The organism is Caldalkalibacillus mannanilyticus JCM 10596 (genome assembly GCF_000615945.1).
GTDB lineage: Bacteria > Bacillota > Bacilli > Caldalkalibacillales > JCM-10596 > Bacillus_AT > Bacillus_AT mannanilyticus.
Genome location: NZ_BAMO01000012.1, coordinates 1 through 24,613 on the forward strand (window position 1 = coordinate 1; position 24,613 = coordinate 24,613).

Consider the following 24,613-nt stretch of genomic DNA (forward strand, 5'->3'; position numbering starts at 1 on the left):
GCTAAGACTGTCACTTCAGCTGTTCGTGGTTGTTTCGAAACAGATTCGGCTGCTAGAGCAGAGGTGTTTAGCTTAATTAAAGAGTAAATATTTTCAAGCGGCGAGAGTCAGTGATATATATTGTAAGGGGATGAACGAATGGACAGAGCGAATGAGTTTTTTGTAATTAAAGCCAAAGAAAATGGAGTCAACGTCATTGGACTTACTCGTGGCAAAGATACAAGATTTCATCATTCTGAAAAGTTAGACAAAGGGGAAGTCATGATCGCCCAATTTACAGAGCATACTTCTGCAGTTAAAATTCGTGGAAAAGCAATGATTCAAACAAGACATGGGATTATTCATACCGAAGAAGAATAAAGCAGGCTCCCCTGCTTTTATTTTTATTTCCTCAATACCCTTCTATTTTCTAGTGGATGGAGAATAGATATGTAAGAGGAGGGGATGAACAATGAAGATGATTCAGGGGCTATTTTTTGCTTCTTTTATAGCGATATTGCTTGCCATGTTATTTTCTTTTTTACCAACTGTGGATTTGCAGGTAGTAGAGAATGAATCAGCTGATCATACGAATGAACAGCCTGTTTTTCAGAATTCAAAACCGATTCACTTAGAGAGAAACGAAGTCGTATCTTTTTTAAAAGGGATTCCTCTACATTATCCCTATAAGCAAGTCAAACTAGAAAATCATGATATGTTTATCGATGTTCAGGTGAACCATAAGGAATATTTTAACCCTGATGAGGTTTATTTAGATGCTTATACCCTTGTTTTGGCGTTAATGGATCAAACAGAGAACATTAATCAAGTGTTTATTCGTTTTATTCTATTAGGAGATGAACATCATAAGCTGCTTTTGGCTATTACTGCTGAAAGAAATGAACTCTTACTAGATGGCTTAACAGAGCAAAGAGAACAATTGAATATCCCTTTGTTTCTAAAAGAAAATACCAAAGTTGTTTATGGAATAGCATGGGGCGAGTAGAATCAAATTATGGTATACTTAAGGGAATGCATAAACTCTGACCGTATTATTGGAGGAGAAGGAATGATTTTACTTCAATCAGAATACACCCAGGATCTGCAACACTTGATCCATGAGGTTGAAAAACGAACCTATATTAATTATGTACAAGAGTATGTTACGTACCCTAAACTCGACATTTTGCAATTGCACTTTTCCTATTTATTTTTATCATCTATTCATTGTCATCGAGAAGAACTAGAAAGCATCTGTATTTCACAGATGATGATTCAATTAGGCTTAGATAGTCATGAAGATGTGGGTCTGGATACAGTACATGACGAAAGAAAGATTAAAAATAGACAGCTTACGATTCTTTCGGGAGATTATTTTAGTGGTCATTATTATCTCTACTTAGCAGAGAGAAGAAATATTGACTTAATCTCTAAGTGGGCGGAGGCTATCAAGGTCATTAATGAGCTGAAAATGGACTTGCATGATCGAACTCAACAACTGAGTGTGAAAGAAAAAGAACAGCTTCAATTGGAGATCAAAACGAAATTGGGAACAGCCATTTTAGATTGGTTTAAAGCACCTAGTTATTGGTATTCAATTTATCAGGGACTTATACAATTACTAATGATGAAGGAAAATGCACAACAAAATCACCGTAACTTTGGCGAGCTTTTAGAGAGAATGGAAAGCGATCTCAATAAGTTCTCTGATCTAAAGGTCCTTCAAGAGCTTAAGATGTGGTTGTTATATATTCAGGAAACCCAGTTTGCCTTAGAGCCGTAGTATGTGAAGGAGAGGGAAATCATGAGTAGTCAGAAAGAAGATAAAGAAAAATTTGTCCATCAAGTGTTTGAGAGCGTTGCTCCAAAATACGATCTTATGAATTCATTATTAAGCTTCCGCAGACACAAAGCATGGCGAGCCTTTACTATGAAAAAAATGAACGTACAAGAAAAGCAAACAGCTATAGATGTTTGCTGTGGAACGGGTGATTGGACGATTAGTATCGCCCAAAAAGTGGGTGAAAATGGACAAGTTATCGGTTTGGATTTTAGTCAGAATATGCTTGAGGTAGGGGAGCAGAAGCGCTCGAATCAAGGACTGAATCAAATCAAATTTGTTCATGGAAATGCGATGGATCTACCTTATGAAAGTGACCGCTTCGACTATGCGACGATTGGTTTTGCCTTACGCAATGTCCCCGACATTAAACAGGTGTTAAGGGAAATGGGGCGTGTAGTGAAGCCAGGTGGGATGGTCGTATCATTAGAATTATCGCAACCTGTTTGGCCTCCATTCAGAGCCCTTTACTTTTTTTATTTTAATCGTATTCTCCCATTGATGGGGAAGCTTTTTGCCAATCGTTATGAGCAGTATAGCTGGTTACCTGAATCACTGAAGGGCTTTCCAGATAGCAAGGAGCTTGCGGCAATTTTTGAAGAAGTTGGCTTGACTCGTGTAGAAACCTATCTATTAATGGGTGGAATTGCTGCCCTTCATATAGGATATAAATCAGAGGTGTAAGAGTTGAAAAAGTTAAAAATAATACTTGAGATGATTAAATTTGAGCATACTATTTTTGCTTTGCCTTTTGCTTTTTTTGGAGCTTTTCTAGGACTACAAATGGAAATCTATACTATAAAACAAGCGTATGATAGCGAACATGTTCTGATCTGGCAACCCCACCTATCATTAGCATGGGCTTCGGTCTGGATTTTACTGGCGATGGTTGGGGCAAGGAGTGCTGCAATGGCATTGAACCGAGTCATTGATCGCTATATTGATGCTAAGAATCCTAGGACAAGCACGAGAGCGATTCCAGCAGGACTTTTATCAGCGAAAGAAGTATATCTGTTCATTATAGGCTCCTTTGCTCTATTATTTGTATCAGCCTATATGTTAAATATGCTGGCTGTTAAATTATTACCGATTGCTGTCTTTTTTCTTGTTTTTTATTCTTATACCAAGCGCTTTACCTGGACATGCCACTTGTTCTTAGGAGTTGCGATTGGCTTAGCTCCTCTTGGTGGTTGGGTAGGAACAACAGGTACATTACATATAGAGTCCATTTTATTATTCCTTGCGGTAGCCTTATGGACCGCTGGATTTGATATTATTTATGCTACTCAAGATGTTCAATTCGATCAAAAGGAAAAGCTCTTTTCAATTCCTAGTCGCTTCGGGGTGGCAAAGGCCTTGGTTATTTCGCGAGCTTTACATGTTCTAACAGTGGTATTGTTTTATTCCCTCTTTTTTGTGACTCCTTTAGGTTGGATCTATCTTATTGGATGTACGATAGCTACCGGTATTTTAATCTATGAGCATACTCTTGTGAAGCACGATGATCTTTCCAAGGTAGACATGGCATTCTTCACGATGAATGGAATTATGAGTGTGATCATATCAGTATCTGCGATTGGAGATTTGGTGATATTATCATGACAGACATAACACAAAGAAAAATAGCTGTTGGCATTACAGGAGCGAGTGGAGCGATTTATGGTGTTCGACTTGTTCAAGAGTTGTTAAAAGCGGGACATCTTGTCCATCTTGTCATTACAGAAGCTGGCTGGCAAGTGTTTAAAGATGAGCTTCGCTGGGATATTTCGGATCGAGATAAGATCATAAGTGAACATTTTTCTTCTTATGGAGAACAGCTCTACTATCACACATTGCGGGATTTTTACGCTCCGATTGCCAGCGGCTCCTATCAACATGATGGCATGATCGTGATTCCTTGCTCCATGGGAACGTTATCAGGAATTGCTCATGGGGCCTCAGGGAACCTGTTAGAGCGAGCGGCTGATGTAACCCTGAAAGAAGGAAGAAAACTGATTCTAGTTCCGCGAGAAACGCCCTTACATCAAATCCATCTAGAAAACATGTTAAAAGTCACGCAGGTAGGGGGACGAATCGTACCTGCGATGCCCGGCTTTTATCAGCTACCGAGTACAATGGATGATCTAATCCATTTTGTTGTAGGGAAATCATTGGATGCACTGGGTATCCCTCATTCATTATTTAAAAGGTGGGGAGAATAAACATGATCAAAATAGGAAAAATTTCTTACACGAACATTTATCCCATCTATTATTTTTTTGATGAACTGAAATTTGCAGATCAGGTCACCTTCATTCCACAAATTCCCTCAGAGTTAAATCAGAGAATGAAAAGAGGGGACATTGATCTAGGGCCTATCTCTTCCTTTGCTTATGCAGAAAATGCAGCGTCTTACATGCTTTTGCCGGATTTGTCGATAAGCTGTAAAGGAAAAGTACGTTCCATCTATTTATTCTCAAAGCTCCCTATTGAAAAATTAGAGGGACGATCTGTAGCGTTGACCTCAAGTTCAGCAACGTCTGTGGCTTTGTTAAAGATTTTATTGCAGCATTTCTATCAGTGTCGTGTTTCGTATGAAACGATGCAACCCTCTATTGATGAAATGCTCAAAGAACATGATGCCGCTTTACTCATTGGTGATGATGCTCTTCATGCTAAGTGGCAGAATACGAACATTTCGTATATCTATGATCTAGGTGAGTTATGGTATCATTTTACACAAAAGCATATGACTTTTGCGGTGTGGGCTGTGCGTAGAGAAGTCGTAAAGGAAAGAGCAATGTTATTAGAGGAAATCTCAGCCGAATTTCAGAGGAGTAAGCAAAAAGGACTCCAGAATTTAGGGATGATTACAGGAGAATTAAGCCGCTCTTTTGGAGGCTCCTTATCTTTTTGGGAGACTTATTATCAGGGGCTCTCTTATGATCTCTCAGGCGAGCAACAAGAAAGCTTAGAATATTTCTATCGCTTAGCATTTGAATTAGGTCTGTTAAAAGAGGCAACCCAAGTAGAAGTTTGGGTTCCTGAGAAGAAGAGTATTCCCCAGTAAATAAGATAGTAAAAGTAAAGAAGCTTAAGGTGGAACATTGCATGAAATTAGTAGATATATACAAGGAATTAAAAGATGATCTAGGTTTGATTGAGGACGAATTACATCGAGCGATCCAAACACCCCATGTCTTAATGGAAGAAACGTCAGCTCATCTTCTAAAAGCAGGTGGAAAGAGGATACGCCCCATATTCGTGCTATTGGGTGGAAAACAAGGCACATATGATATAGAGCGGCTAAAAAGTGTGGCAGTAGCTCTTGAACTCATCCATATGGCTTCTTTAGTACATGACGATGTCATTGACGATGCCCAAACAAGAAGAGGGATTCATACAGTCAAAGCGAAGTGGGATAATAAAATAGCCATGTATACTGGAGATTATATTTTTGCCAATGCTTTGCATTATATTAGTCAACTTCAAAACACTATATTACACCAGGTTTTGTCCAAGGCGATTGTTGATATGTGTTATGGGGAAATCGAGCAAATAAGAGCATTGTATGTTTGGGATCAATCCATTAAGACCTATTTCCAGAGGATCAAGAGAAAGACAGCCTTATTGATGGCTGTGAGCTGTCAATTAGGAGGCGTAGCTGTAAAGCCGATGAAAAAAGCCTACGCGCCCTTTACCGTTATGGTTATAATGTGGGTATGGCATTTCAGATCACGGACGATATTCTGGATTTTACAGCTACAGAAAAGCAACTAGGAAAGCCTGCGGGTAGTGATTTGCTGCAAGGGAATATCACGTTGCCTGTTTTAGCTGCATTTAATGACCCAGTTATACGCTCTAGTATTATGGCTGAGTTTTCAGACAATACTTCTCGTCCTAACATTCCTCAGATTATTGAATGGGTAAAAAAGAGTGGGGGAATTGACTGTTCAAAAGAAGTGGCTAAAAAGTATCTGCAAAAAGCTCGCGATGCTGTTCTATCATTACCTGAGAGAAAAAGTAGAAATACGTTAACCCACATTGCTGATTTTATTGAACAGAGAAATTTTTAATTGTTCCTTGAAATGATTTGCTAGTTTGCAGTCAATTTGATATAATCATCATCGGCGCAGCTAATGAAGCGCTTACAGATTAATTCTTTTGATTGGAGCTGACTGAATCATGGCAGTGGAAAAAACATTTTTAATGGTAAAACCAGATGGAGTTCAACGTAATTTAGTTGGAGAAATTGTTCAACGATTTGAGAGAAAAGGCTTCAAATTAGTAGGAGCTAAATTAATGACCATTTCTCAAGAGCTAGCTGAGCAACATTATGCTGAACATAAGGAAAGACCATTTTTTGGCGAGCTTGTTTCTTTTATTACATCAGGTCCTGTGTTTGCTATGGTCTGGCAAGGAGAGAATGTAATTAAGACGGCGAGAGAAATGATGGGAAAAACAAATCCTAGCGAAGCTGCACCAGGAACAATCAGAGGAGATTTTGCTGCTCAAGTAAGCATGAACATTATTCATGGTTCAGACGGCAATGAGAGTGCTGAAAGAGAAATCAATTTATTCTTTAATGCGGAAGAACTCGTTGAGTATTCTCGTGAAATTGATCGTTGGATCTAATCTTCGTACATAGTGAACAAAAAAGTCCTAATCAGGACTTTTTTTTATTTGCAATTTAGTGGTATATTAAGTTTAAGGGAAGGTGAACTAAAAATGGATGATAAAGATTTCCTACATTTTATAAGCCAAGTAAAACAGAAAACGGGAATTGACTTAAGCCTTTATAAAGAAGCTCAAATGAAAAGAAGGCTCACTTCTCTTAGAGAAAAAAGAGGATATCGCACCTTTGATGATTACTTTAAAGCCATGGTCAAAGACTCCTCCTTATTTGATGAGTTTTTAGATCGCATGACGATCAATGTTTCTGAATTCTTTCGCAACCCGAATCGTTGGGAGGCATTAGAAAAGAAGATATTACCAAGACTCTTCAAAGAAAATAAAAAGCTGAAAGTATGGAGTGCTGCCTGTTCGACTGGGGAAGAACCTTATTCCTTGGTCATGCTCTTAACACGCTTTCTTCCGCTTTCTGAAATACGGATAAAAGCAACGGATTTAGATACGAATGTAATGAATAAAGCCAAACAAGGAGTATATATTGAACGTGCCTTGCAGGATGTTCCCAAGGATCTTGTTAGCAAATACTTTACGAAACAAGATATGATGTACCATGTTACACCCGAAATTAAGCAACGGGTTGCTTTTGAGAAACAGAATTTGTTAGCGGATACTTTTGACTCTGGGTATGACCTCATCGTCTGTCGAAATGTAATGATTTACTTTACGGAGGAAGCGAAATCTGCTTTATATCAAAAGTTTTCCGATGCGCTTCGTCCCGGTGGTGTTCTATTTGTAGGGAGTACGGAACAAATTTTTCAACCACAAAAATATTCTTTTGAAGCAGAAGATACCTTTTTCTATAAAAAAGTATAACTTCTTCATTTAAAAGAGCACTCTGAAGGAGTTTATATGATTATTCAAGTAATCTGTGTTATTCTTGTTTCTTTTATTGTTTATAGACAGGGGATTCGTTATTTATTTAAAAGCCGAATCATGGATAACAATAAGAAGGCAGATCATTTCGCTTACACTGCTTTTATGATCACAGGTGTGATAGTGGGATCTTACTTTACCTTATCGTTTCTTCACAACTGGTTCCCCGCTACCCCAGTCTATCTGCAAATCATCGTGACATTCGTATCCTGTATTTTAATTGGAGAAGGAATGTACCATCGAAACAAGAATTTGATCTATAAAATTATTTCATTCGAAGAAAAAAAAGAAAAAAAGTAAATAGCCTCTGAAAAGGGGCTTTTTTATATAACACGCTTCGTTTATAATGATAAAATATATATTAAATCATTTTAATGCTTAGACGCAGTAAAGTGGAGGAGGAGAGAAGGATGAGATACTTAACTGCAGGAGAGTCACACGGACCTAAATTAACAGCGATTATTGAAGGGGTCCCTGCTCATTTACCTTTGTTAAAAGAGCATATCGATCTGGATCTTAGCAGACGTCAAAAAGGATATGGGCGCGGTCGAAGAATGCAGATCGAAAAGGATCAGGTCGAAATTACTGCGGGTGTGCGTAATGGTCATACAACAGGCGCTCCCATTGCCTTAGTTGTAGAAAATAATGATTGGACTCATTGGCAAAAAATTATGGGCTCAGAGCCTTTATTAGAGGATGATGTGAACAAGAGAAGAGTTTCTCGTCCAAGACCAGGGCATGCTGACTTAAATGGAGCTATTAAATATCAGCATCGAGATATGAGAAATATTCTTGAACGTTCTAGCGCAAGAGAAACGACGATTCGAGTGGCTTGTGGAGCCGTGGCTAAACAATTATTGTCTTACTTTGGGATTAAAGTAGCAAGTCATGTTCGACGGATCGGCTCTATTGAAGCAGATCTTTCTACTTTACAAGAGCTGAGCATAGAAGAAATTCAACAAATCACAGAAGAATCTCCAGTGCGTTGTATTGATGCTTCATCTGCAAAGCAAATGATGGAGGAGATTGACCTAGCGAAAGAAGAAGGGGACTCCATTGGTGGAATTGTTGAAGTTATTATAGAAGGTGTTCCGGTCGGGCTTGGTTCTCATGTGCAATGGGATCGGAAGCTGGATGGTAAGATTGGGCAAGCCATTCTAAGTATTCAAGCCTTTAAAGGTGTTGAAATCGGAATCGGTTTTGAAGCGGCTGAGAAAAGAGGAAGCCAGGTACATGATGAGATAGCTTGGTCAGAAGAAAGAGGATATTATCGAAAAACAAATCGTTTAGGTGGCTTTGAAGGTGGGATGACAACAGGAATGCCTATCGTCGTTCGTGGAGTCATGAAGCCGATTCCTACGTTATACAAACCACTAGAAAGTGTAGATATAGACACGAAAGAGCCTTTCTTAGCAACGGTTGAAAGATCAGATAGCTGTGCAGTTCCAGCTGCAGCCGTCGTTGCAGAGGCGGTAGTTGCCTGGGAAATAGCCAATGCATTATGTGAGAAATTTGGTCATGATCATGTCAGAGATATGAAAGATCATGTGGACCGCTATCTAGAGGAGGCGAAGAGGTTCTAATGATGGAAATGAAAGAACTAACCGTCCATCTCGGAGAACGAGCCTACCCTATTTGGATTGGTCACGGATTGTTGAAAAAAATAGCGACGTTTTTAGAACAACTCCACATCCATCAAAATCAAAAGATTCTTTTAATCACAGACTCAAATATCGGGCCGCTCTATGCTGATAAGTTGATGAACCAGCTGCGAGAAAGTGGTTATGTGGCATTCAGCTACATTGTTCCAGCAGGAGAAGGTTCAAAATCTCTAGAGCAATATGATCAGATTATGACCTTCGCTATTGAAAAGAAATTAGATCGTCATAGTTTAATCTTAGCTCTTGGTGGGGGAGTTGTAGGGGATTTAGCGGGGTTTGTAGCCAGTACTTTTATGAGAGGAATTCCTTTTATTCAACTACCGACGACGATCTTAGCACATGATAGCAGTGTGGGAGGGAAGGTAGCGATTAACCACTCCTTAGGAAAGAACCTCATTGGTTCTTTTTATCAGCCATTAGCTGTTATTTACGATACGGAAACATTGTCTACACTGCCTTACCGTGAAATCACTTCGGGATTTGCCGAAGTGATCAAACATGGGTTTATTTGGGATGCGGAATTTGTCCAGTGGCTAGACCAACATCGTGACGAGTGTCTAGCGCTTCAAGAACCTTTTCTATCTAAAGCCTTACATAGGGCTTGTGAAATTAAGACCATTGTGGTGGCGCAGGATGAGAAAGAGCATGGGATTAGAGCTCTACTTAATTACGGTCATACCTTTGGTCACGCTTTTGAAGCTCTTGGTGGCTACTCCAGCTTAACCCATGGAGAGGCCATTTCGATTGGGATGGTCTTAGCGGCGAAGCTTAGTGAAGAAATTTATGATCGACAGGATCTAATGGTTCCAGTGAGAAACCTGTTGGCTAAATATGACTTGCCTGTATCTCATCAGAACTTATCATGGAGCCCAGAAGAAGTCTTAGAAAAAATGTACTCTGATAAAAAAGTAGTTGCAGAAAATCTAAACCTCGTTCTTCTCAGAGAAATGGGGCAGGCTGAGCTTGTGAAAAATGTATCTCCTGATAAAGTGCTTAACGTTCTTATGAAAGGAGGAGATTCACTTGACACTGAGAGTCCGAGGAATTAGAGGAGCAGTGACCGTTGAAAAAGATCAGGCAGAAGAGGTTGTACAAACCACTGAAACCCTTTTGCGTGAAATGATTCAAGCCAATCAATTAGAGGCTGAAGATGTAGCAAGTATTTGGATTACGGCAACGGAAGACATTGTATCTGCGTTCCCTGCCCAAGCCATACGCAACATTGAAGGCTGGAGCATGGTTCCAGTGCTGTGTGCTAGAGAGATACCTGTCCCGCAATCTTTAGCTATGTGTATTCGAATCATGCTTCATGTCAATACCACCCTTCGTCAGGATGAAATCAATCATGTCTATTTAAAAGGAGCTAAACAACTTAGACCTGATTTAAACTTGACGCAGAAAAGATCCTAGTATAAAATGCAAATAAGTTAGTTTAGACGTAGAGTTCAAGTTAGAGTTAGAGTGAGTAATAACAAAGAAACAAAGTATGTTTAGTAGAGAGCAAACAGAATGTTTAGAATTTTTTGATGAGTTTAGTTTTTAATAAGAGATTAGATGAGAGAGAATTGAGTTGAGGAGAGCCAATAAACATCATTTGTTTATAAACAGGGCTAGCCATGTCCTGTTTTTATTTTGTATACCTATTTTTTCCTCTCTTAATTCCTCTTCATTTATTAAATGAAGGGGTGTTTGTCTTATGTTTTATCCTTCCTTTTCGGAGGTGCTTGAATTAAAATCCTCCGCCACACTAATTCCTATCAGTCAAAAGGTTTGGTCTGATAATGTAACTCCAATCCGCTTATTTCAACAAATTAAAGGTCCTTATTCCTTCTTGCTCGAGAGTGTCGAAGGGGGAGAAAAATGGGCTAGATATTCTTTCATCGGCGATCAGCCATTTTTGATTTTTTCTGCTAGAGATGGAAAGGCTTATCTTGAAGAAGGGAAAGTAGAGCCTAAGATCAAGGTAGAACTAGAAGGGCATCCAAGGCAGCTCTTGCAAGAATTATTACGAAAATACAAAGCTCCTGAGAGCTTAAAACTCCCGAGATTTTCTGGTGGGGCTGTAGGCTATATTGGTTATGATGCTGTATCACTAATAGAGAATATTCCGGCTCATATGGATGACTCCTTGCAGCAAGATCAAATGAGACTCATGTTTTGCGACGATATTATTGCTTTTGACCATTTGCAACAAGAAATAACCTTTATTTCACACTTGTTTATCGAACCTGGTCAAGACGAGCTAGAAATTCAAAGAAACTATGAACGAGTTTGTCAGCGCCTCAAGGAAAGAGTGGATCAAGTTTTTCAAAAATTACAAAAAGACCATCTTCGCTTATTTCAAGCACCTACTGAAAAAATAGATGTCGATTGGGAACGAGTTCAATCCAATTTTAGTAAGGAAACATTTATTGAAGCTGTTGAACAGGTTAAAGAGTATATTCGAGCGGGGGATATTTTTCAGACTGTGCTTTCTCAGCGTTTTGCTCTAGACATAGAAACAGATCCATTTAACCTCTATCGGGTTCTTCGTGTAGTGAATCCTTCTCCCTACTTGTATTACCTAGACTTAGGTGATGGCTCGCAATTAGTGGGAAGCTCCCCTGAAAGATTAGTACAACTAGAAGAAGGAAGGTAGAAACCAATCCGATTGCCGGGACACGTCATAGGGGGAAAACAGTAGAAGAGGATCATGCCTTAGCAGAAGATCTCTTAGCGGATGAAAAGGAGAGAGCCGAGCATCATATGCTTTTAGATTTGGGGAGAAATGACATTGGGCGTATTAGTGAGTATGGCTCAGTGACTGTTAAGAAAAAAATGGAAATTGAAAGATTCTCTCATGTCATGCATATTGTTTCAACCGTAGAAGGGCAAATCAAAAAAGATGTGGATGCAGTAGATTGCTTATTTTCCTGCTTCCCTGCCGGAACTGTTTCTGGTGCACCCAAAATTAGAGCGATGGAAATTATCGCTGAACTCGAAAGAGAAGCAAGAAATACTTATGCTGGTGCTATTGGATATTTTTCTTTTTCAGGGAACCTAGATTCTTGTATTACGATCAGAACAATTCTGGTCCATGAAGGGAAGGCGTATGTTCAGGCTGGTGCAGGGATTGTGGCTGATTCGGTACCTGAGAAGGAGTGGGAAGAAACAAGAAACAAAGCCAAAGCATTATTAGTTGCGATCCAAATGGCAGATGAACTATTTCAAAATAAGGGAGAGGGGGAGTCCATCTATGTTTAAAGCGATGCTGGCAAAAATGATGGAAAGAAAAAACCTTACAAGGGATGAAGCTTACCTGATGATGAAGGAGATTTTATCGGGAAATGCAACCCCCTCTCAAATTAGCTGCTTTATTTCACTTGTCACTTTTCGTGGAGTAGAAGCGGAAGAATTAATTGGACTGACGGAAGCAATGAGAGATTTTGCGCAAATTCTTCCAGTTCAAACTCACTACCCTATTGTGGATACATGTGGTACGGGAGGAGCTGGAGCGAAAACCTTTAACGTTTCCACAGCAAGCGCACTAGTAGCTTCCTCTACAGGATTAAGAGTAGCGAAACATGGAAATCGGGCAGTAACTAGTCAGACGGGGAGTGCGGATGTACTTCAAGAGCTGGGCTTAGAAGTAGACCTGACTCCAGAAGAGATGGCAAGGTGCTTAGAAGAGTATCATATGTGCTTTATGTTTGCCCCTTTGTATCATCAAGCGATGAGATTTGCGGCAACGACTCGAAAGGAAATAGGAATCAGAACCGTATTCAATTTATTAGGTCCGATGACTAATCCAGCTGGAGCTAAGCATCAAGTCATTGGTGTCTTTGATTTTAAATACAGTCTGATCATGGCTGAAGCTTTGAGAGAATTAGGATCTGAGCATGTCTTAATTGTAGCTGCAGAAGATGGTTTGGATGAATTCTCCATTGCTTCCTCAACAAGAGTGACAGAATTAAAGGACGGAGAGATTAGACAATACAGTATAGAGCCAGAAGATGTAGGAATCACAAGAATATCTTCACTTGAGTCCCTACGTGTGAGCTCCCCTGTTCAGAGTGCTGAGGTGATCACGAGAATTTTGCGTGGTGAAGAGAAAGGCTCAGCTTATGATATGGTTTGCTATAATGCAGGAGCTGCTCTCTACGTAGGAAAAAAGGTGGCAAATATAGCAGAAGGTGTGCAACTGGCAAGGCAAGCCATTGACTCTAAACAAGCGTTGGAGCATTACCTAAAAATGAGAATGGTCAGAGGAGCGGTCGAAAATGCTTAATAAAATTATTGAAGTAAAGAAAACAGAAGTTGAACAATTATATCAATCTGGTTATGAGTACAACTTATCGGTTTCCGAGCGTACTATCCCCTCTTTTTCCTTTGTCAAAGCACTTCAGAATCCTAAAAGAAGCTCAGCTCTCATTGCTGAGGTAAAGAAAGCTTCTCCATCTAAGGGAGTCATCAGAGAGGATTTTCAGCCTGTTCAGATTGCTGATGAATATGAAAGAGGCGGTGCTGACTGTCTTTCTGTATTAACAGATCGTTCATTCTTTCAAGGGCATGAAAGCTATATACAAGCCATCAAAGAACGTGTTTCCCTTCCCATTCTTCGAAAGGATTTTATTATAGATCCAATCCAAGTGTACCAGAGCGTCGAATTGGGAGCAGATGCGATTCTCTTAATTGCCAAAGCCTTACCTACTGATAAACTGGTCGAACTATATGAGCTAGCTGCGAAGGTAGGATTAGATGTATTAATCGAAGTGGCTAATCGAGAAGAGGTCGAAAATGTGTTGGCTCATGTGACACCGTCAATTATAGGAATCAATAATCGTGATCTATCCACTTTTACTACAAGTACAGAGGTGACAAAATCTTTACTAACTTCCATTCCAGAAGAAGTACTCGTGATCAGTGAAAGTGGGATTCATTCTGCAGAAACTGTAAGAGATCTTGAACGTCATGGAGTGAGAGGCTTCCTGATTGGTGAGCATTTCATGCGACAGGAGAAGATTAAAGAAGCGGTGGAGGCCCTCTATGTCCAAGCTTAAGGTATGTGGAAATTATCTTTCAAGTGATTTGGAGCTATTAGCCACTGTGGAAGAGCAGATAGACTATATTGGCTTTATTTTCACCCCTGTAAGTAAACGAATGGTACGGCCAGAGCTTGTAGAAGAGTGGATGAAGCACTATTCTTTTTTGCAGAAGAAAGCGGTTGGAGTCTTTCTGAACCAAGAGCTAGAGGATGTTATGAGCATCTTGCAACAAACAGGAATCAAATATGCTCAGTTACATGGTGAGGAGTCCCCTGTCTATTGTCAGGAAATAAGGGAGCGTGCAGATGTTCAGATCTGGAAGGTTTTTTCAGTAGAAGATGGAAAAGTTGCCGCTGATCTAGCAAGCTATCGTTCTTATATTGACCATCTATTATTAGATACCAAAATCAAAGGTGTTTCTGGAGGTACTGGCGTTCAATTTGACTGGAGAATTATTCCTGGGATTTACGAAGAAGTAAAGAAGCTCAATGGTTCACTCTGGATTGCAGGAGGAATTACTCCAGAGAATGTGGGACATTTACTTCAAGAATATCCCCTAGATGGAATTGATCTAGCGAGTGGTGTTGAAGGCGAAAACGGAAAAGATCGTGAGAAATTAATGAACCTGCTGAAAGGGATGAAAAGTGATGGCAATGAATGAAGCACAAATAAAGCAAAACATACCTGATCTCTATGGAAGATTTGGGATCTTTGGCGGTAAGTATGTTCCAGAAACGTTAATGAATGCTTTAGAAGAGTTGGAAATAGCCTATCAGGAGGTCAAAAAGGACCCGATCTTTCAACAAGAATATCTTCACTTATTACAAGAGTATTCTGGAAGACCGACCTCGCTATACCATGCGGAAAACCTAAGCAAGGCATGGGGAGGCAAGGCGAAGATCTACTTAAAACGTGAGGATTTGAATCATACAGGGGCACATAAAATTAATAATGCCATTGGGCAGGCACTCCTTGCTAAAAGAATGGGGAAAAAATCGATTATTGCTGAAACAGGAGCAGGGCAGCACGGGGTAGCCTCCGCTACAGTAGCAGCTCGATTTGGACTTTCTTGTAAGGTTTTCATGGGGGAAGAGGATATTAAGCGTCAAGCTTTAAACGTCTTTAGAATGAAGCTTCTAGGCGCTGAAGTGATTCCAGCCGTTTCGGGTTCTAGAACGCTGAAAGATGCGACAAATGAGGCGATTCGATACTGGGTTACACACGTGGAAGAATGTTATTACTTGATTGGCTCTGTTGTTGGACCTCATCCATATCCAGCGCTTGTCCGGGATTTTCAGCGTATTATTGGAGATGAAACAAAGCGTCAAATCATAGAGAAGGAAGGCAGATTGCCCGACACCATCATTGCTTGTGTTGGGGGAGGGAGTAATGCCATAGGGATTTTCTATCCTTTTATTGAAGACAAGTCAGTTCAACTTGTTGGAGTAGAAGCAGCAGGAAAAGGAGTGGAAACCTCGCAGCATGCAGCTACCATTACGAAGGGGCGAATTGGAGTCATGCATGGAGCCATGACCTATGTATTACAGGATGAAGAAGGACAAATTCAAGAAGCCCATTCTATTTCTGCTGGCTTAGATTATCCAGGAGTAGGTCCAGAGCATGCTTATCTAGCAAAAGAAGGAAGAGTGAGCTATCAGCATGCGACGGATTCAGAAGCCTTAGAAGCACTGGAAGAGCTCTGTCTAACAGAAGGGATCCTACCAGCTATCGAAAGTGCACATGCCCTAGCAGAAACGAAAAAAAGGGCATTGCAGGCTGAAGAGGGGCAGATCATTGTAGTCAATTTGTCGGGGCGCGGTGATAAAGATGTTCATACACTTCAGGAGAAATTAGGAAAGGAGGAGAGCCGATGAAGCAATGCATAACTCCTAGTCAAGAAATTAGCCATACATTTAACCGATGCAGGGAAGAGAATCAACCCGTTTTTATGCCTTTTGTGATGGGAGGATATCCAACCTATACAGATTCAATAGAAATTGCCTTAACTCTTCAAGAGGCAGGCGCACACTTACTAGAAATAGGCTTTCCTTACTCTGATCCCTTAGCCGATGGACCAACGATTCAACATGCTAGTGAAATAGCTTTAAAGCAAGGATTAACTCTCACGAAGGGCTTTCAACTGATCGCAGATATGAGAAAAGCGGGAATCACCATTCCTTTGGTTATCATGGGGTACTACAATCCGATCCTACAGTTTGGCATCAAAGCCTTTGTGGAAAGAGCCATTGAAATTGGAGCAAGTGGTGTTATTATTCCCGACCTTCCTTATGAAGAGTCTGCTGAGATTAGAAGTATTTCCAAGGAACTTGATTTTGCCTATATTTCTTTAATTGCACCTAATTCGAAGAAAAGAATCAAGGAAATAGCAAGTCAGGCAGAAGGATTTATCTATTGTGTTTCATCGCTTGGTGTAACAGGAGCGCGCGATACTTTCTCACATGCCTTAGAGGATTACCTTCAGGAGGTCCGACTTCATGCCAAGGTTCCGCTTGCGATCGGATTTGGGATATCTAAAAAAGAGCATGTGCAATTCTTTCAAAGCAAGGTGGATGGAATCATTGTCGCTAGTGCTTTAATCGACCTTATTCGCAAACAACTCCCTCTCTTCGAAAACCCTTCTACAAAAAAAGAAGCACTAAATTCACTAAAAAGGTTTGTAGAAGTTCTATTTTCAAAGTAATATAGAAGATAGAAATTTCCATGTAGATATCGTAGATGAGGTGAAAAGAATGAGAGCAAAATCACAAATTGCAGGCTTGCCAGTATATCAACCAGGAAAACCTATTGAAGAGGTTAAGAGAGAATTTAATTTAACGGAGATCATCAAGCTCGCATCAAATGAGAATCCGTTTGGATCTTCTCCCAAAGCAGTGGAAGCTGCGAAGGATGCTTGCGTCAATCTAGCCATTTATCCAGACGGTGCAGGATTTGAATTGCGCCAAAAAATTGCTCAATTTTATGATGTTGAAGTAGGACAGGTTATTCTCGGCAATGGATCAGATGAAATTGTCCAGATGATTTGTCGTACATATTTAACCCCTGGTAGTAATACAGTGATGGCAGAGCCGACATTTCCTATGTATAAGATAAATGCTGTTATTGAAGGAGCTGATGCGATTGAAGTGCCCTTGAAAGAGGGGGTACATGATCTTGATGCCATGCTCCAACGCATTGATTCCAATACAAAAGTGGTCTGGGTCTGTAACCCTAATAATCCTTCTGGGACCTATAATTCTGCTGAAGAAGTGGAAAGCTTCCTGCAGAAGGTACCGAGTGACGTCTTAGTGGTATTAGATGAGGCTTACTATGAATATGCTTACGCAAAGGATTACCCGGAGTCCTTACCGCTCCTAGAAAAGTATCCTAATCTCATCATTCTACGCACCTTTTCGAAAATATATGGCTTAGCTGCTTTGCGCATTGGATATGGTCTTGCTTCGAAAGAAATCATCCACTTGACGAATCATGTTCGTGAACCGTTTAACGCGAATCGAGTAGCACAAAGCGCGGCACAAGCTGCTTTGGATGATCAGGAATACGTACAATATTGTAAGGAGAAAAACCGTCAGGGGCTTGAGCAATTTTACAAAGCTTTTGATCAAATGAACTTGTTTTACTACCCTTCTCAAGGGAACTTTATTTTAGTGGATACAGGGTTGCCTGGCAATGATGTGTTTCAAACGTTGTTAAGACAAGGGCTCATTGTTCGTTCAGGACAGGCACTTGGCTTCCCGACATTTGTTCGAATTACAGTGGGTACAGAAGAACAAAATGAAAAAATGATACAGGCGCTTAGAAAAATAGTAGGGAGATAATCATGATTCATGTTTCAATGATTGGAATCGGGCTGATCGGGGGATCGATCGCCCTTTCTTTAAAAAAGCAATACGGTCAACAAATTCAAATTAAAGGTTTTGACAATCAGACCTCACAATTGCACCTTGCTGAATCCTTAGGGGTTATTGATCAAGCTGCCTTGCGAATGGAAGATGTCATCAAAGGAGCTGATGTCATCTTTTTGTGTACCCCTGTCCAAGTGCTGTGTGAACTATTAGAAAAAGTAATGGCTTCTCCTTATCTGAAGATAGGAGCTATCATCACAGATGTGGGCAGTACCAAAGAACAAATTGTTCGATTAAGTAATGAAATTGGCGGCAGTTCCAATGGTGTATTTATTGGGGGACACCCGATGGCTGGATCACATAAGTCAGGAGTGGAAGCGGCGCATGACCGATTATTTGAAAATGCGTATTATGTTTTAACTCCAGATCATCAAATCGATGCACAAAAAGTGGCGATGCTAGAGGAATTATTATTGTCAACCCAAGCGAAGATTGTAAAAATGGCACCAGCAGAGCATGACCAAATCGTAGGAGCTATTAGTCATTTTCCGCACCTTATAGCTTCTTCCTTAGTGGAACAGGTACACCATTATCATGAAGAGAATGAATGGTACCTGCGCCTAGCCGCGGGTGGCTTCAGAGATATCACACGAATTGCGTCTAGCAACCCTCGAATGTGGCGAGATATTATTCTAAGTAATAAATCCCATCTCTTAAAGCAAATGGAGGACTGGCAAGCCAAGATGGAGCAAGTTAAAGATATGATTGCTACTGGAGATGCCAGTCAGATTGAACATTTTTTTGCCCATGCTAAGCAAGTCAGGGATGGCTTGCCTGAAAGAACAAAAGGAGCCATTCCTTCATTTTATGATCTCTATGTCGATGTACCCGATCATCCTGGTGTGATTGGTCAGGTGACTACCTTGCTTGGAGAAAAAAAAATTAGTATTACCAACCTAGAAATTTTAGAAACACGTGAAGACATCATGGGAGTGTTGAGGTTAAGCTTCCGTCATGAAGAAGATCTAGAAGAAGCAAAAAACATTATGAGTCAAGCGAATTATGCTGTATATCGAAGAGAATAAAGATAGAGAAAAGAATGATAACTGAGGATGGAAGGAGTGAAGAGAGTTGAGTGAACACGTAAGTTCAAGATCACCATGGTCACAATCAACTACCTATCACCAAGCAACTGTAACCCTGCAACGGGACCTATTAATGGCGAGATTTATGTACCGGGTTCTAAGAGCTATACAAATAGAGCCTTGATCATTGCTGCGTTAGCAAAGGGGACTTCTAAGTTAAAAGGAATTCTTAGAAGTGATGATTCTTATTGGTGCATTGATGCATTAAAACGATTAGGGATCCATATCGAAGTAGAGGGAGATAGTGTCATCATTCAAGGCTGCAATGGAAAATGGCCATCAAAAGAAGGAGAGCTATTTATCGGGGCAGCAGGGACGATCGCCCGCTTCTTACCAGGAGCTTTAGCAGTAGCGAAAGGTGGGAACTGGATGGTAGACGGAATTCCTCAATTGCGTGAGCGTCCACTAAAGCCGTTGATTGATGCACTTCGAGAATTAGGGGGAGAGATTGAATACCTAACCGATAATCCTGGCTTACCACTGAGAGTGCATGGAACAGGATTACAAGGAAAGAAGATACAGATCCCAGGAAACGTATCCAGTCAGTTCTTAAGTGGACTATTAATTGCTAGTGCGTATGCCGATGAGCCAGTTACAATTGAGGTCATAAATGGACTTGTTCAACCTGCGTATATTGGAATCACACTCCAATTAATGAAGCAGTTTGGAGCGAAAATTGAACACTCTGAGGACTATAGTCTGCTTACTGTATATCCTACGGGATATGAGGCGAAAGAAGTTGTCTTAGAAGCAGATGCTTCAACGGCATGCTATTTTCTATCTTTAGCTGCCTTAACCCAAGGGACAATCCGTGTCACAAATGTTGGGTACCATTCCTTTCAGCCAGATGCTAAATTCATTGACGTACTGGAGAAAATGGGCTGTACCGTTCAAAAAACGGACGAGTATTTAGAAGTGAAAGGACCTCAGCAGCTAAAAGGTGGCTTTGATGTTGATATGAAACCAATGTCTGACCAAGCTCTGACGATTGGAGCTTTAGCTCCATTTGCTGATGCTCCAATTCATGTTCATAATGTCGCCCATATTCGATCTCATGAGTCAGATCGTATCTCGGTGATCTGTCACTCCTTAAAAGCAATGGGGCTGCAAGTGGAGGAAAAGGAAGATGGGTTTACCATTTATCCTGGAGAATTACAGGGAACTACTTTAGATCCGCATGATGATCATCGTAATGCTATGGTATTTGGACTGCTAGGAACGAAGGTTCCTCATATTCATATCTTAGACCCTGGGTGTGTGTCGAAGACATGTCCGGCTTATTTTGAGGAGTTAAGGAAGCTAGGTCTTGATGTAGAATTAAAATAAACAGGAATAAAACAGAAAAAAAATAAAAAAAATAAAAAAGTTAAAAATAATGGTTGACTTTGGCAGTGGAGAGGGTATAATAAAAGTACAGTATGGTTTCTCTCCACTCCTATCCATAAATGATTCGACGTATTGTCGATCCGTATATTGTAAGCCTTTTCATAGGCTTGATATACGGTTTTTTTTTATGCTTTTTGACTCTCTATTCATTTTAACTAGAAAAAGAAATCAAAATGGCAAAAAACGAATCTATTATGTTATGATAGTGTTGAGAAAAAGAAGAAAAAGTCTGCTTTTGTCGAATGACGATAAAATATTACCATAAATTTTTTCAAGTAAGGTCGAAACAAATTTTTGAACCTAGCGTCTATTACTTTTAGAGAAATAGAAGCTGGGGAATGAATGGGGGTATAAACATGAATGATTCCCAGTTGATACGTGAAATCAAAGATGGTCGAATTGAGTTGTATTCACTTTTAATCGAACGGTATGAAAAAAAGATTCATTTATTTATTATGCATATGTTAAAACCATATGGCTATGAGGGTTTAGCTGAGGATTTGTGCCAAGAAACCTTCTACAAAGCCTATAAAAGCTTACAGTCTTTTCGTGATGTGGAAGCTACTTTCTCCACTTGGTTATATACGATTGCTCGTAATACGGTATTAAGTGAGCTTAGAAAAAGTAAGAATAAAGAACTGTTTTTGGAAGATAGTTACTCTATTCCTAAAGTAGCACTAGAAAAACTTCCTGAACAAGAGCTGCTAAAAAACGAACGCGAGCACTTAGTCAGGCAAGCCATTAATAACCTGCCTGAAAAACAACGTTCTGCTTTGATTTTAAGAGAGTATGAACAATTAGATTATAAGGAAATTGCTCATATATTAGATGCCTCCGTTAGCTCGGTGAAATCATTGTTATTTAGAGGAAGAGCCAATGTCAAAACACAGCTGGAGTCTTATTTTGTTGATTATATAGCTATGGAGAGCAATAAAGGATGAATTGATGAATGAGATGTGTAGAGGTGCAATCACTGACAGCTCAATATTATGCGGATCAAGTTGATGAGTATACACGAATACGAATTCACCACCATCTATCTCAATGTCCACACTGTACGGAAGCTTATGAGATGTGGAAAAGAGGAGAAGAATATCTTTCATCGTTAGCTCAGGTTCCTTCCCCTACAGGGCAGCAATCCTTGAATCTGAAGCAGAGTGTGATGGGGAGAATCCAGCAGGAAGAAAAATGGGCAAATCCTGTCGTGAATCGTCCAACAAACAATGTGAAAAAGCCGAAGGTCATTTTTTCATTTTTTCTCTCCATGCTATTGATCCTTGTAATATTAGCCTCTGCTACTTTATTTATTCCGGAGCAAACGATTTCTACGGATTCTGTTACGCAGGTCAAGCTCCTTGATGGTTTTGATATTAATAAGATTGTAATTAAGGATTCAGTCGGAGCCGAAACGGACTCAACCTCTATGAAATTCACAGTTGTATCCAGTTTGCAGGATCCCATTATTTATTCGTTACCTGTAGAAACCAATGAGCCTCCTTATGTCCTTATTTTAGCCGTGTTTAGCATTGTTTGTATTATTTTAGGTATGAGTTGGATAACAAGAGTCTAATACTATGAACAAAGGAGACTTCGAATGTGAAGTCTTTTATTGCATTAGTGGAGAAAACATAAGATATAAAATAGATTGTATCAATTGAAAGTTCAGGAGATGAAAAAATGTTTGAAACTAAAATCGAACGCTATTTTGAAATGCTTGAAGCTGGGATGGTAGAGGATGCGTTACAGAAGCTAAAGAAAATATGGGAGGACCCTTTTGTTTCTGATGATTTACTGTATACGATTGCAGAAAATCTACATCATTATGGTTTTGTACAAGAAGCGATTGAGATTGTTCAGGGATTACTAGTTAGGTATCCTGAAGAAAATGAATTAACGCTGTTTCTGGCAGAGTTATTTGTCGACGCTGGTCAGGAGGAAGAGGTTCTTTCTTTGTTACATGAGATTCAGCCACAGGCTGAAGAGGACTATATTCGGGCGATATTGCTTTCCTCAGAAATTTATCTCATGCAAGGGCTATTTGAAGTAGCGGAGCATAAAATCAAAGGCGCTCTTCGTTATTATCCAGATGAGAAAATCCTGCATTCTGCTCTAGGAGAGGTCTTTTATCAGCAGGAGAATTACTCTTTAGCGCTTCATAGCTTTCAAAGAGGGACTGAAATTTCAACTTATGCTAAGATGGCAGATTGTTATGCCCATGTGGGGCAATTTGAAGAAGCCTTAAGTTATTATGAAAAAGCGCTGTCTACTCAGCCAGATCAAGTCGATCTGCTATTTGGTTATGGGATTGTTGCTCATCAGCTCCAAGAATATGATAAAGCGATCGAGAAATTAGTAAAGGTGACTAGGCTTGATCCTTTTTACACTTCTGTGTACCCGGTGATTGTAGATAGCTATAGAAACACTAATCAAATAGATAAAGCTCTAGAATACGTGGAGCAGGGACTCAAATATGATCAATATAACCCCCATCTATTTTATATAAAAGGAGAAATCCATCATAAACTTGGTCAATTGAATGAGGCTATGCAGCAGTTCCTAAGATCGATAGAAATAGATGATACCTATCTCCCTTCACTTGAATCTCTAGTTGAAATTCATAAGGAAGAAGAGTCGTGGGAAGATGGAATTATTGTATTACATAAGATGATCGATGTCATACCTGAGCGCGGAGATTTATATACGAAGCTGGGGCAACTCTATGAAGAAATAGAAGAATGGGCTAAGGCTGAAACTGCTTACAGAGAAGCAATTCAGCTTGATGAAGAAGATGTAGAGGCGCTTAATAGACTTGCTTTTCTTCTTCGGGATGAAGGAAAGAGAGAAGAAGCCATCACATATTGGAGAAAATCTCTTTCTATTATACCTGACCAATGGGAAATTGAAGAAATTCTTAGTGAGTACGATGCTAGGAAAGAATAGATAGGTATAACTTGATGAAAATCACCTCATAATGAGTAATAGGATTTCTGGAAAATGAGGTGATTTTGTGATATGAAGCTTTCAGAATATTTATTATATAGAGATATACAAGAATTAAGTCAAATGGCTTCTCTATACCGGTGTGATTGTAATGTCAATTCTAAATTAGAACTGGTTCAAAGTATTCATCATTCCATGATGAGCAAAAACGCTTACCCCAGCATATTAAAGGAATTAGATAAAAATGTACTGCATTTTTTGTTGTATATTTTATATCAAAATACATCGACGTTTAGTATAGATGAATTAATGGCAAAAGCGAAGTATGTACGCGATCAATTTCAATCAGAGGAATCACCTAGAACATGGATCACTCAGCTCCTCAAACGAGGATGGTTATTTCCTAGCTCTTCCAGGTTTCAAGTGCAGCTTGATATGGCAGATGATCTAAACAGATTGTTGAGGAGCCAGATAATGGACTATATCAAGCAAGAGTACCAGATTAGTACAAGGGCTGAACTCGACCTTAGCTATCGAGATGAAGGAAAAGCTATTCAATATGATGTAGGGATCTTTTTGGCGCATATCGCTAAAGAACCGGTACCCATCACCGTCGAAGGAGTTATCCATAAAAGAAATCAGCAGCTTTTGCTAAAAAAGCTAAGTGTTGAAGAGGAATTAATTCTAGACAAGAGCTGGAGATTCGGCTATGGTAGAAGATTTCCTGCCTACCCCAATCGTTTCTCTCTTATTTATGATTTTTGTTTTGCTCAAAAATGGATTGAGGAAGAAGCGGGTGGCTATGTTACATTAAGTTATTTAGGAGATAAAGCCTTAGAGCAGGAAGAGTGGAAGCTACCTTCTACCTTTAAAAGAATGGTGATGTTTTGGGTTAAGCTTTATAAACAGCCGATTCCAAGTCTCCCTTTCCTTATCTTATTAGTAAATGAGCTTACACAAGGAGAATGGATTGATACAATACAGCTTTTTAATGTAACAAAACCGTGGTTAAAGAAATATTATTATGATGAGATTGAAACGATCTATCGGGAAAGATTTTTACAAATGCTTGTTCACTTGGGGCTTTTGCATATGACAGTGGAAAAGCAAGGGCAGCCTGTATACTGTCGATTAAATCCGATCTTAATTGAAGAGATATTTAAGAGCTAAAATTCATAAAATTATATTTTTAAAAATTGAGAAAAAAGCAGGGAATTTTTAAATCAACACG

25 protein-coding genes and 3 pseudogenes are annotated in these 24,613 nt (G+C 39.7%); all 28 read left to right on the forward strand.

Going from position 1 to position 24,613, the window contains the following annotated elements; translation table 11 throughout:
• Positions 1 to 87: pseudogene (locus tag JCM10596_RS30145) on the forward strand (GTP cyclohydrolase I FolE); the annotation flags it as partial.
• Positions 88 to 138: 51 nt separating this feature from the next.
• A complete protein-coding gene (mtrB, locus tag JCM10596_RS08505; RefSeq protein ID WP_025026755.1) occupies positions 139 to 360 on the forward strand; it encodes a trp RNA-binding attenuation protein MtrB in 222 nt (73 codons plus the stop codon).
• A 91-nt stretch (positions 361 to 451) separates the two neighbouring features.
• Positions 452 to 985 (forward strand): hypothetical protein, encoded by a 534-nt coding sequence (locus JCM10596_RS08510; RefSeq protein ID WP_025026756.1) that lies wholly within the window; start codon positions 452 to 454, stop codon positions 983 to 985.
• Positions 986 to 1,048: 63 nt separating this feature from the next.
• Positions 1,049 to 1,762, forward strand: coding sequence for a heptaprenyl diphosphate synthase component 1 (locus JCM10596_RS08515; RefSeq protein WP_025026757.1), 714 nt, complete (start codon positions 1,049 to 1,051; stop codon positions 1,760 to 1,762).
• 21 nt (positions 1,763 to 1,783) lie between these two features.
• Positions 1,784 to 2,503 carry a demethylmenaquinone methyltransferase gene (locus tag JCM10596_RS08520; protein WP_034680952.1) on the forward strand — a complete coding sequence of 240 codons (720 nt, stop codon included), beginning with the start codon at positions 1,784 to 1,786 and terminating at the stop codon, positions 2,501 to 2,503.
• A 30-nt stretch (positions 2,504 to 2,533) separates the two neighbouring features.
• Positions 2,534 to 3,421 (forward strand): UbiA-like polyprenyltransferase, encoded by an 888-nt coding sequence (locus JCM10596_RS08525; RefSeq protein ID WP_034680958.1) that lies wholly within the window; start codon positions 2,534 to 2,536, stop codon positions 3,419 to 3,421.
• Positions 3,418 to 4,020 carry a UbiX family flavin prenyltransferase gene (locus JCM10596_RS08530; protein ID WP_439644820.1) on the forward strand — a complete coding sequence of 201 codons (603 nt, stop codon included), beginning with the start codon at positions 3,418 to 3,420 and terminating at the stop codon, positions 4,018 to 4,020. The genes JCM10596_RS08525 and JCM10596_RS08530 overlap by 4 nt, the downstream gene beginning before the upstream one ends.
• A gap of 2 nt (positions 4,021 to 4,022) precedes the next feature.
• The gene (locus JCM10596_RS08535) at positions 4,023 to 4,868 is read left to right on the forward strand and encodes a menaquinone biosynthetic enzyme MqnA/MqnD family protein (protein ID WP_025026761.1); all 846 of its coding nucleotides are present in this window, start codon (positions 4,023 to 4,025) and stop codon (positions 4,866 to 4,868) included.
• A 41-nt stretch (positions 4,869 to 4,909) separates the two neighbouring features.
• Positions 4,910 to 5,874, forward strand: a pseudogene (gene hepT / locus JCM10596_RS24625) (heptaprenyl diphosphate synthase component II).
• A gap of 115 nt (positions 5,875 to 5,989) precedes the next feature.
• Positions 5,990 to 6,433 carry a nucleoside-diphosphate kinase gene (gene ndk, locus JCM10596_RS08545; RefSeq protein WP_025026762.1) on the forward strand — a complete coding sequence of 148 codons (444 nt, stop codon included), beginning with the start codon at positions 5,990 to 5,992 and terminating at the stop codon, positions 6,431 to 6,433.
• Positions 6,434 to 6,526: 93 nt separating this feature from the next.
• Entirely contained in the window at positions 6,527 to 7,303 is a 777-nt protein-coding gene (locus tag JCM10596_RS08550) for a CheR family methyltransferase (RefSeq protein WP_025026763.1), read from the forward strand.
• 36 nt (positions 7,304 to 7,339) lie between these two features.
• Positions 7,340 to 7,663: a hypothetical protein gene (locus JCM10596_RS08555; protein ID WP_025026764.1), complete on the forward strand. Its 324-nt coding sequence runs from the start codon at positions 7,340 to 7,342 to the stop codon at positions 7,661 to 7,663.
• A 110-nt stretch (positions 7,664 to 7,773) separates the two neighbouring features.
• On the forward strand, positions 7,774 to 8,946 hold the full coding sequence (aroC, locus tag JCM10596_RS08560; RefSeq protein ID WP_025026765.1) for a chorismate synthase: 1,173 nt from the start codon (positions 7,774 to 7,776) through the stop codon (positions 8,944 to 8,946).
• Between the two features lie 2 nt (positions 8,947 to 8,948).
• Positions 8,949 to 10,073, forward strand: coding sequence for a 3-dehydroquinate synthase (aroB, locus tag JCM10596_RS08565; protein ID WP_025026766.1), 1,125 nt, complete (start codon positions 8,949 to 8,951; stop codon positions 10,071 to 10,073).
• Positions 10,048 to 10,434, forward strand: coding sequence for a chorismate mutase (gene aroH / locus JCM10596_RS08570; protein WP_025026767.1), 387 nt, complete (start codon positions 10,048 to 10,050; stop codon positions 10,432 to 10,434). The genes aroB and aroH overlap by 26 nt, the downstream gene beginning before the upstream one ends.
• A gap of 286 nt (positions 10,435 to 10,720) precedes the next feature.
• Positions 10,721 to 12,267 (forward strand): annotated as a pseudogene (gene trpE / locus JCM10596_RS24630) (anthranilate synthase component I).
• On the forward strand, positions 12,260 to 13,291 hold the full coding sequence (gene trpD, locus JCM10596_RS08580) for an anthranilate phosphoribosyltransferase (protein ID WP_025026768.1): 1,032 nt from the start codon (positions 12,260 to 12,262) through the stop codon (positions 13,289 to 13,291). Before trpE ends, trpD begins: the two are co-directional and overlap by 8 nt.
• Positions 13,284 to 14,063, forward strand: coding sequence for an indole-3-glycerol phosphate synthase TrpC (gene trpC, locus JCM10596_RS08585; protein ID WP_025026769.1), 780 nt, complete (start codon positions 13,284 to 13,286; stop codon positions 14,061 to 14,063). Before trpD ends, trpC begins: the two co-directional genes overlap by 8 nt.
• Positions 14,050 to 14,709: a phosphoribosylanthranilate isomerase gene (locus JCM10596_RS08590; protein WP_025026770.1), complete on the forward strand. Its 660-nt coding sequence runs from the start codon at positions 14,050 to 14,052 to the stop codon at positions 14,707 to 14,709. Before trpC ends, JCM10596_RS08590 begins: the two co-directional genes overlap by 14 nt.
• Positions 14,702 to 15,922 (forward strand): tryptophan synthase subunit beta, encoded by a 1,221-nt coding sequence (trpB, locus tag JCM10596_RS08595; RefSeq protein ID WP_025026771.1) that lies wholly within the window; start codon positions 14,702 to 14,704, stop codon positions 15,920 to 15,922. The genes JCM10596_RS08590 and trpB overlap by 8 nt, the downstream gene beginning before the upstream one ends.
• Complete coding sequence (gene trpA / locus JCM10596_RS08600; RefSeq protein WP_081791971.1) at positions 15,919 to 16,749, forward strand: tryptophan synthase subunit alpha; 831 nt, start codon at positions 15,919 to 15,921, stop codon at positions 16,747 to 16,749. The genes trpB and trpA overlap by 4 nt, the downstream gene beginning before the upstream one ends.
• Before the next feature lie 49 nt (positions 16,750 to 16,798).
• Entirely contained in the window at positions 16,799 to 17,884 is a 1,086-nt protein-coding gene (hisC, locus tag JCM10596_RS08605; RefSeq protein ID WP_025026773.1) for a histidinol-phosphate transaminase, read from the forward strand.
• Between the two features lie 2 nt (positions 17,885 to 17,886).
• The gene (locus JCM10596_RS08610; protein ID WP_025026774.1) at positions 17,887 to 18,996 is read left to right on the forward strand and encodes a prephenate dehydrogenase; all 1,110 of its coding nucleotides are present in this window, start codon (positions 17,887 to 17,889) and stop codon (positions 18,994 to 18,996) included.
• A gap of 75 nt (positions 18,997 to 19,071) precedes the next feature.
• Positions 19,072 to 20,382, forward strand: coding sequence for a 3-phosphoshikimate 1-carboxyvinyltransferase (gene aroA / locus JCM10596_RS24635; RefSeq protein WP_234410452.1), 1,311 nt, complete (start codon positions 19,072 to 19,074; stop codon positions 20,380 to 20,382).
• Between the two features lie 416 nt (positions 20,383 to 20,798).
• Entirely contained in the window at positions 20,799 to 21,383 is a 585-nt protein-coding gene (locus tag JCM10596_RS08620) for an RNA polymerase sigma factor (RefSeq protein WP_025026775.1), read from the forward strand.
• A gap of 8 nt (positions 21,384 to 21,391) precedes the next feature.
• A complete protein-coding gene (locus JCM10596_RS08625; protein ID WP_025026776.1) occupies positions 21,392 to 22,012 on the forward strand; it encodes a hypothetical protein in 621 nt (206 codons plus the stop codon).
• A 107-nt stretch (positions 22,013 to 22,119) separates the two neighbouring features.
• Positions 22,120 to 23,382 carry a tetratricopeptide repeat protein gene (locus JCM10596_RS08630; protein WP_025026777.1) on the forward strand — a complete coding sequence of 421 codons (1,263 nt, stop codon included), beginning with the start codon at positions 22,120 to 22,122 and terminating at the stop codon, positions 23,380 to 23,382.
• Between the two features lie 72 nt (positions 23,383 to 23,454).
• Complete coding sequence (locus JCM10596_RS08635; RefSeq protein ID WP_025026778.1) at positions 23,455 to 24,552, forward strand: hypothetical protein; 1,098 nt, start codon at positions 23,455 to 23,457, stop codon at positions 24,550 to 24,552.
• The last annotated feature ends 61 nt before the right edge of the window (positions 24,553 to 24,613 follow it).

Coding starts and splice junctions, on each gene's coding strand:
- trpB (WP_025026771.1), top strand. CDS start 14,702: ATGAATGAAGCACAAATAAAGCAAAACATACCTGATCTCTATGGAAGA.
- JCM10596_RS08550 (WP_025026763.1), top strand. CDS start 6,527: ATGGATGATAAAGATTTCCTACATTTTATAAGCCAAGTAAAACAGAAA.
- JCM10596_RS08555 (WP_025026764.1), top strand. CDS start 7,340: ATGATTATTCAAGTAATCTGTGTTATTCTTGTTTCTTTTATTGTTTAT.
- JCM10596_RS08535 (WP_025026761.1), top strand. CDS start 4,023: ATGATCAAAATAGGAAAAATTTCTTACACGAACATTTATCCCATCTAT.
- aroC (WP_025026765.1), top strand. CDS start 7,774: ATGAGATACTTAACTGCAGGAGAGTCACACGGACCTAAATTAACAGCG.
- JCM10596_RS08620 (WP_025026775.1), top strand. CDS start 20,799: ATGAATGATTCCCAGTTGATACGTGAAATCAAAGATGGTCGAATTGAG.
- JCM10596_RS08520 (WP_034680952.1), top strand. CDS start 1,784: ATGAGTAGTCAGAAAGAAGATAAAGAAAAATTTGTCCATCAAGTGTTT.
- aroB (WP_025026766.1), top strand. CDS start 8,949: ATGGAAATGAAAGAACTAACCGTCCATCTCGGAGAACGAGCCTACCCT.
- mtrB (WP_025026755.1), top strand. CDS start 139: ATGGACAGAGCGAATGAGTTTTTTGTAATTAAAGCCAAAGAAAATGGA.
- JCM10596_RS08635 (WP_025026778.1), top strand. CDS start 23,455: ATGAAGCTTTCAGAATATTTATTATATAGAGATATACAAGAATTAAGT.
- JCM10596_RS08530 (WP_439644820.1), top strand. CDS start 3,418: ATGACAGACATAACACAAAGAAAAATAGCTGTTGGCATTACAGGAGCG.
- aroA (WP_234410452.1), top strand. CDS start 19,072: ATGGTCACAATCAACTACCTATCACCAAGCAACTGTAACCCTGCAACG.
- trpA (WP_081791971.1), top strand. CDS start 15,919: ATGAAGCAATGCATAACTCCTAGTCAAGAAATTAGCCATACATTTAAC.
- hisC (WP_025026773.1), top strand. CDS start 16,799: ATGAGAGCAAAATCACAAATTGCAGGCTTGCCAGTATATCAACCAGGA.
- JCM10596_RS08590 (WP_025026770.1), top strand. CDS start 14,050: ATGTCCAAGCTTAAGGTATGTGGAAATTATCTTTCAAGTGATTTGGAG.
- JCM10596_RS08515 (WP_025026757.1), top strand. CDS start 1,049: ATGATTTTACTTCAATCAGAATACACCCAGGATCTGCAACACTTGATC.
- JCM10596_RS08510 (WP_025026756.1), top strand. CDS start 452: ATGAAGATGATTCAGGGGCTATTTTTTGCTTCTTTTATAGCGATATTG.
- JCM10596_RS08525 (WP_034680958.1), top strand. CDS start 2,534: ATGATTAAATTTGAGCATACTATTTTTGCTTTGCCTTTTGCTTTTTTT.
- trpC (WP_025026769.1), top strand. CDS start 13,284: ATGCTTAATAAAATTATTGAAGTAAAGAAAACAGAAGTTGAACAATTA.
- trpD (WP_025026768.1), top strand. CDS start 12,260: ATGTTTAAAGCGATGCTGGCAAAAATGATGGAAAGAAAAAACCTTACA.
- JCM10596_RS08630 (WP_025026777.1), top strand. CDS start 22,120: ATGTTTGAAACTAAAATCGAACGCTATTTTGAAATGCTTGAAGCTGGG.
- JCM10596_RS08625 (WP_025026776.1), top strand. CDS start 21,392: ATGAGATGTGTAGAGGTGCAATCACTGACAGCTCAATATTATGCGGAT.
- JCM10596_RS08610 (WP_025026774.1), top strand. CDS start 17,887: ATGATTCATGTTTCAATGATTGGAATCGGGCTGATCGGGGGATCGATC.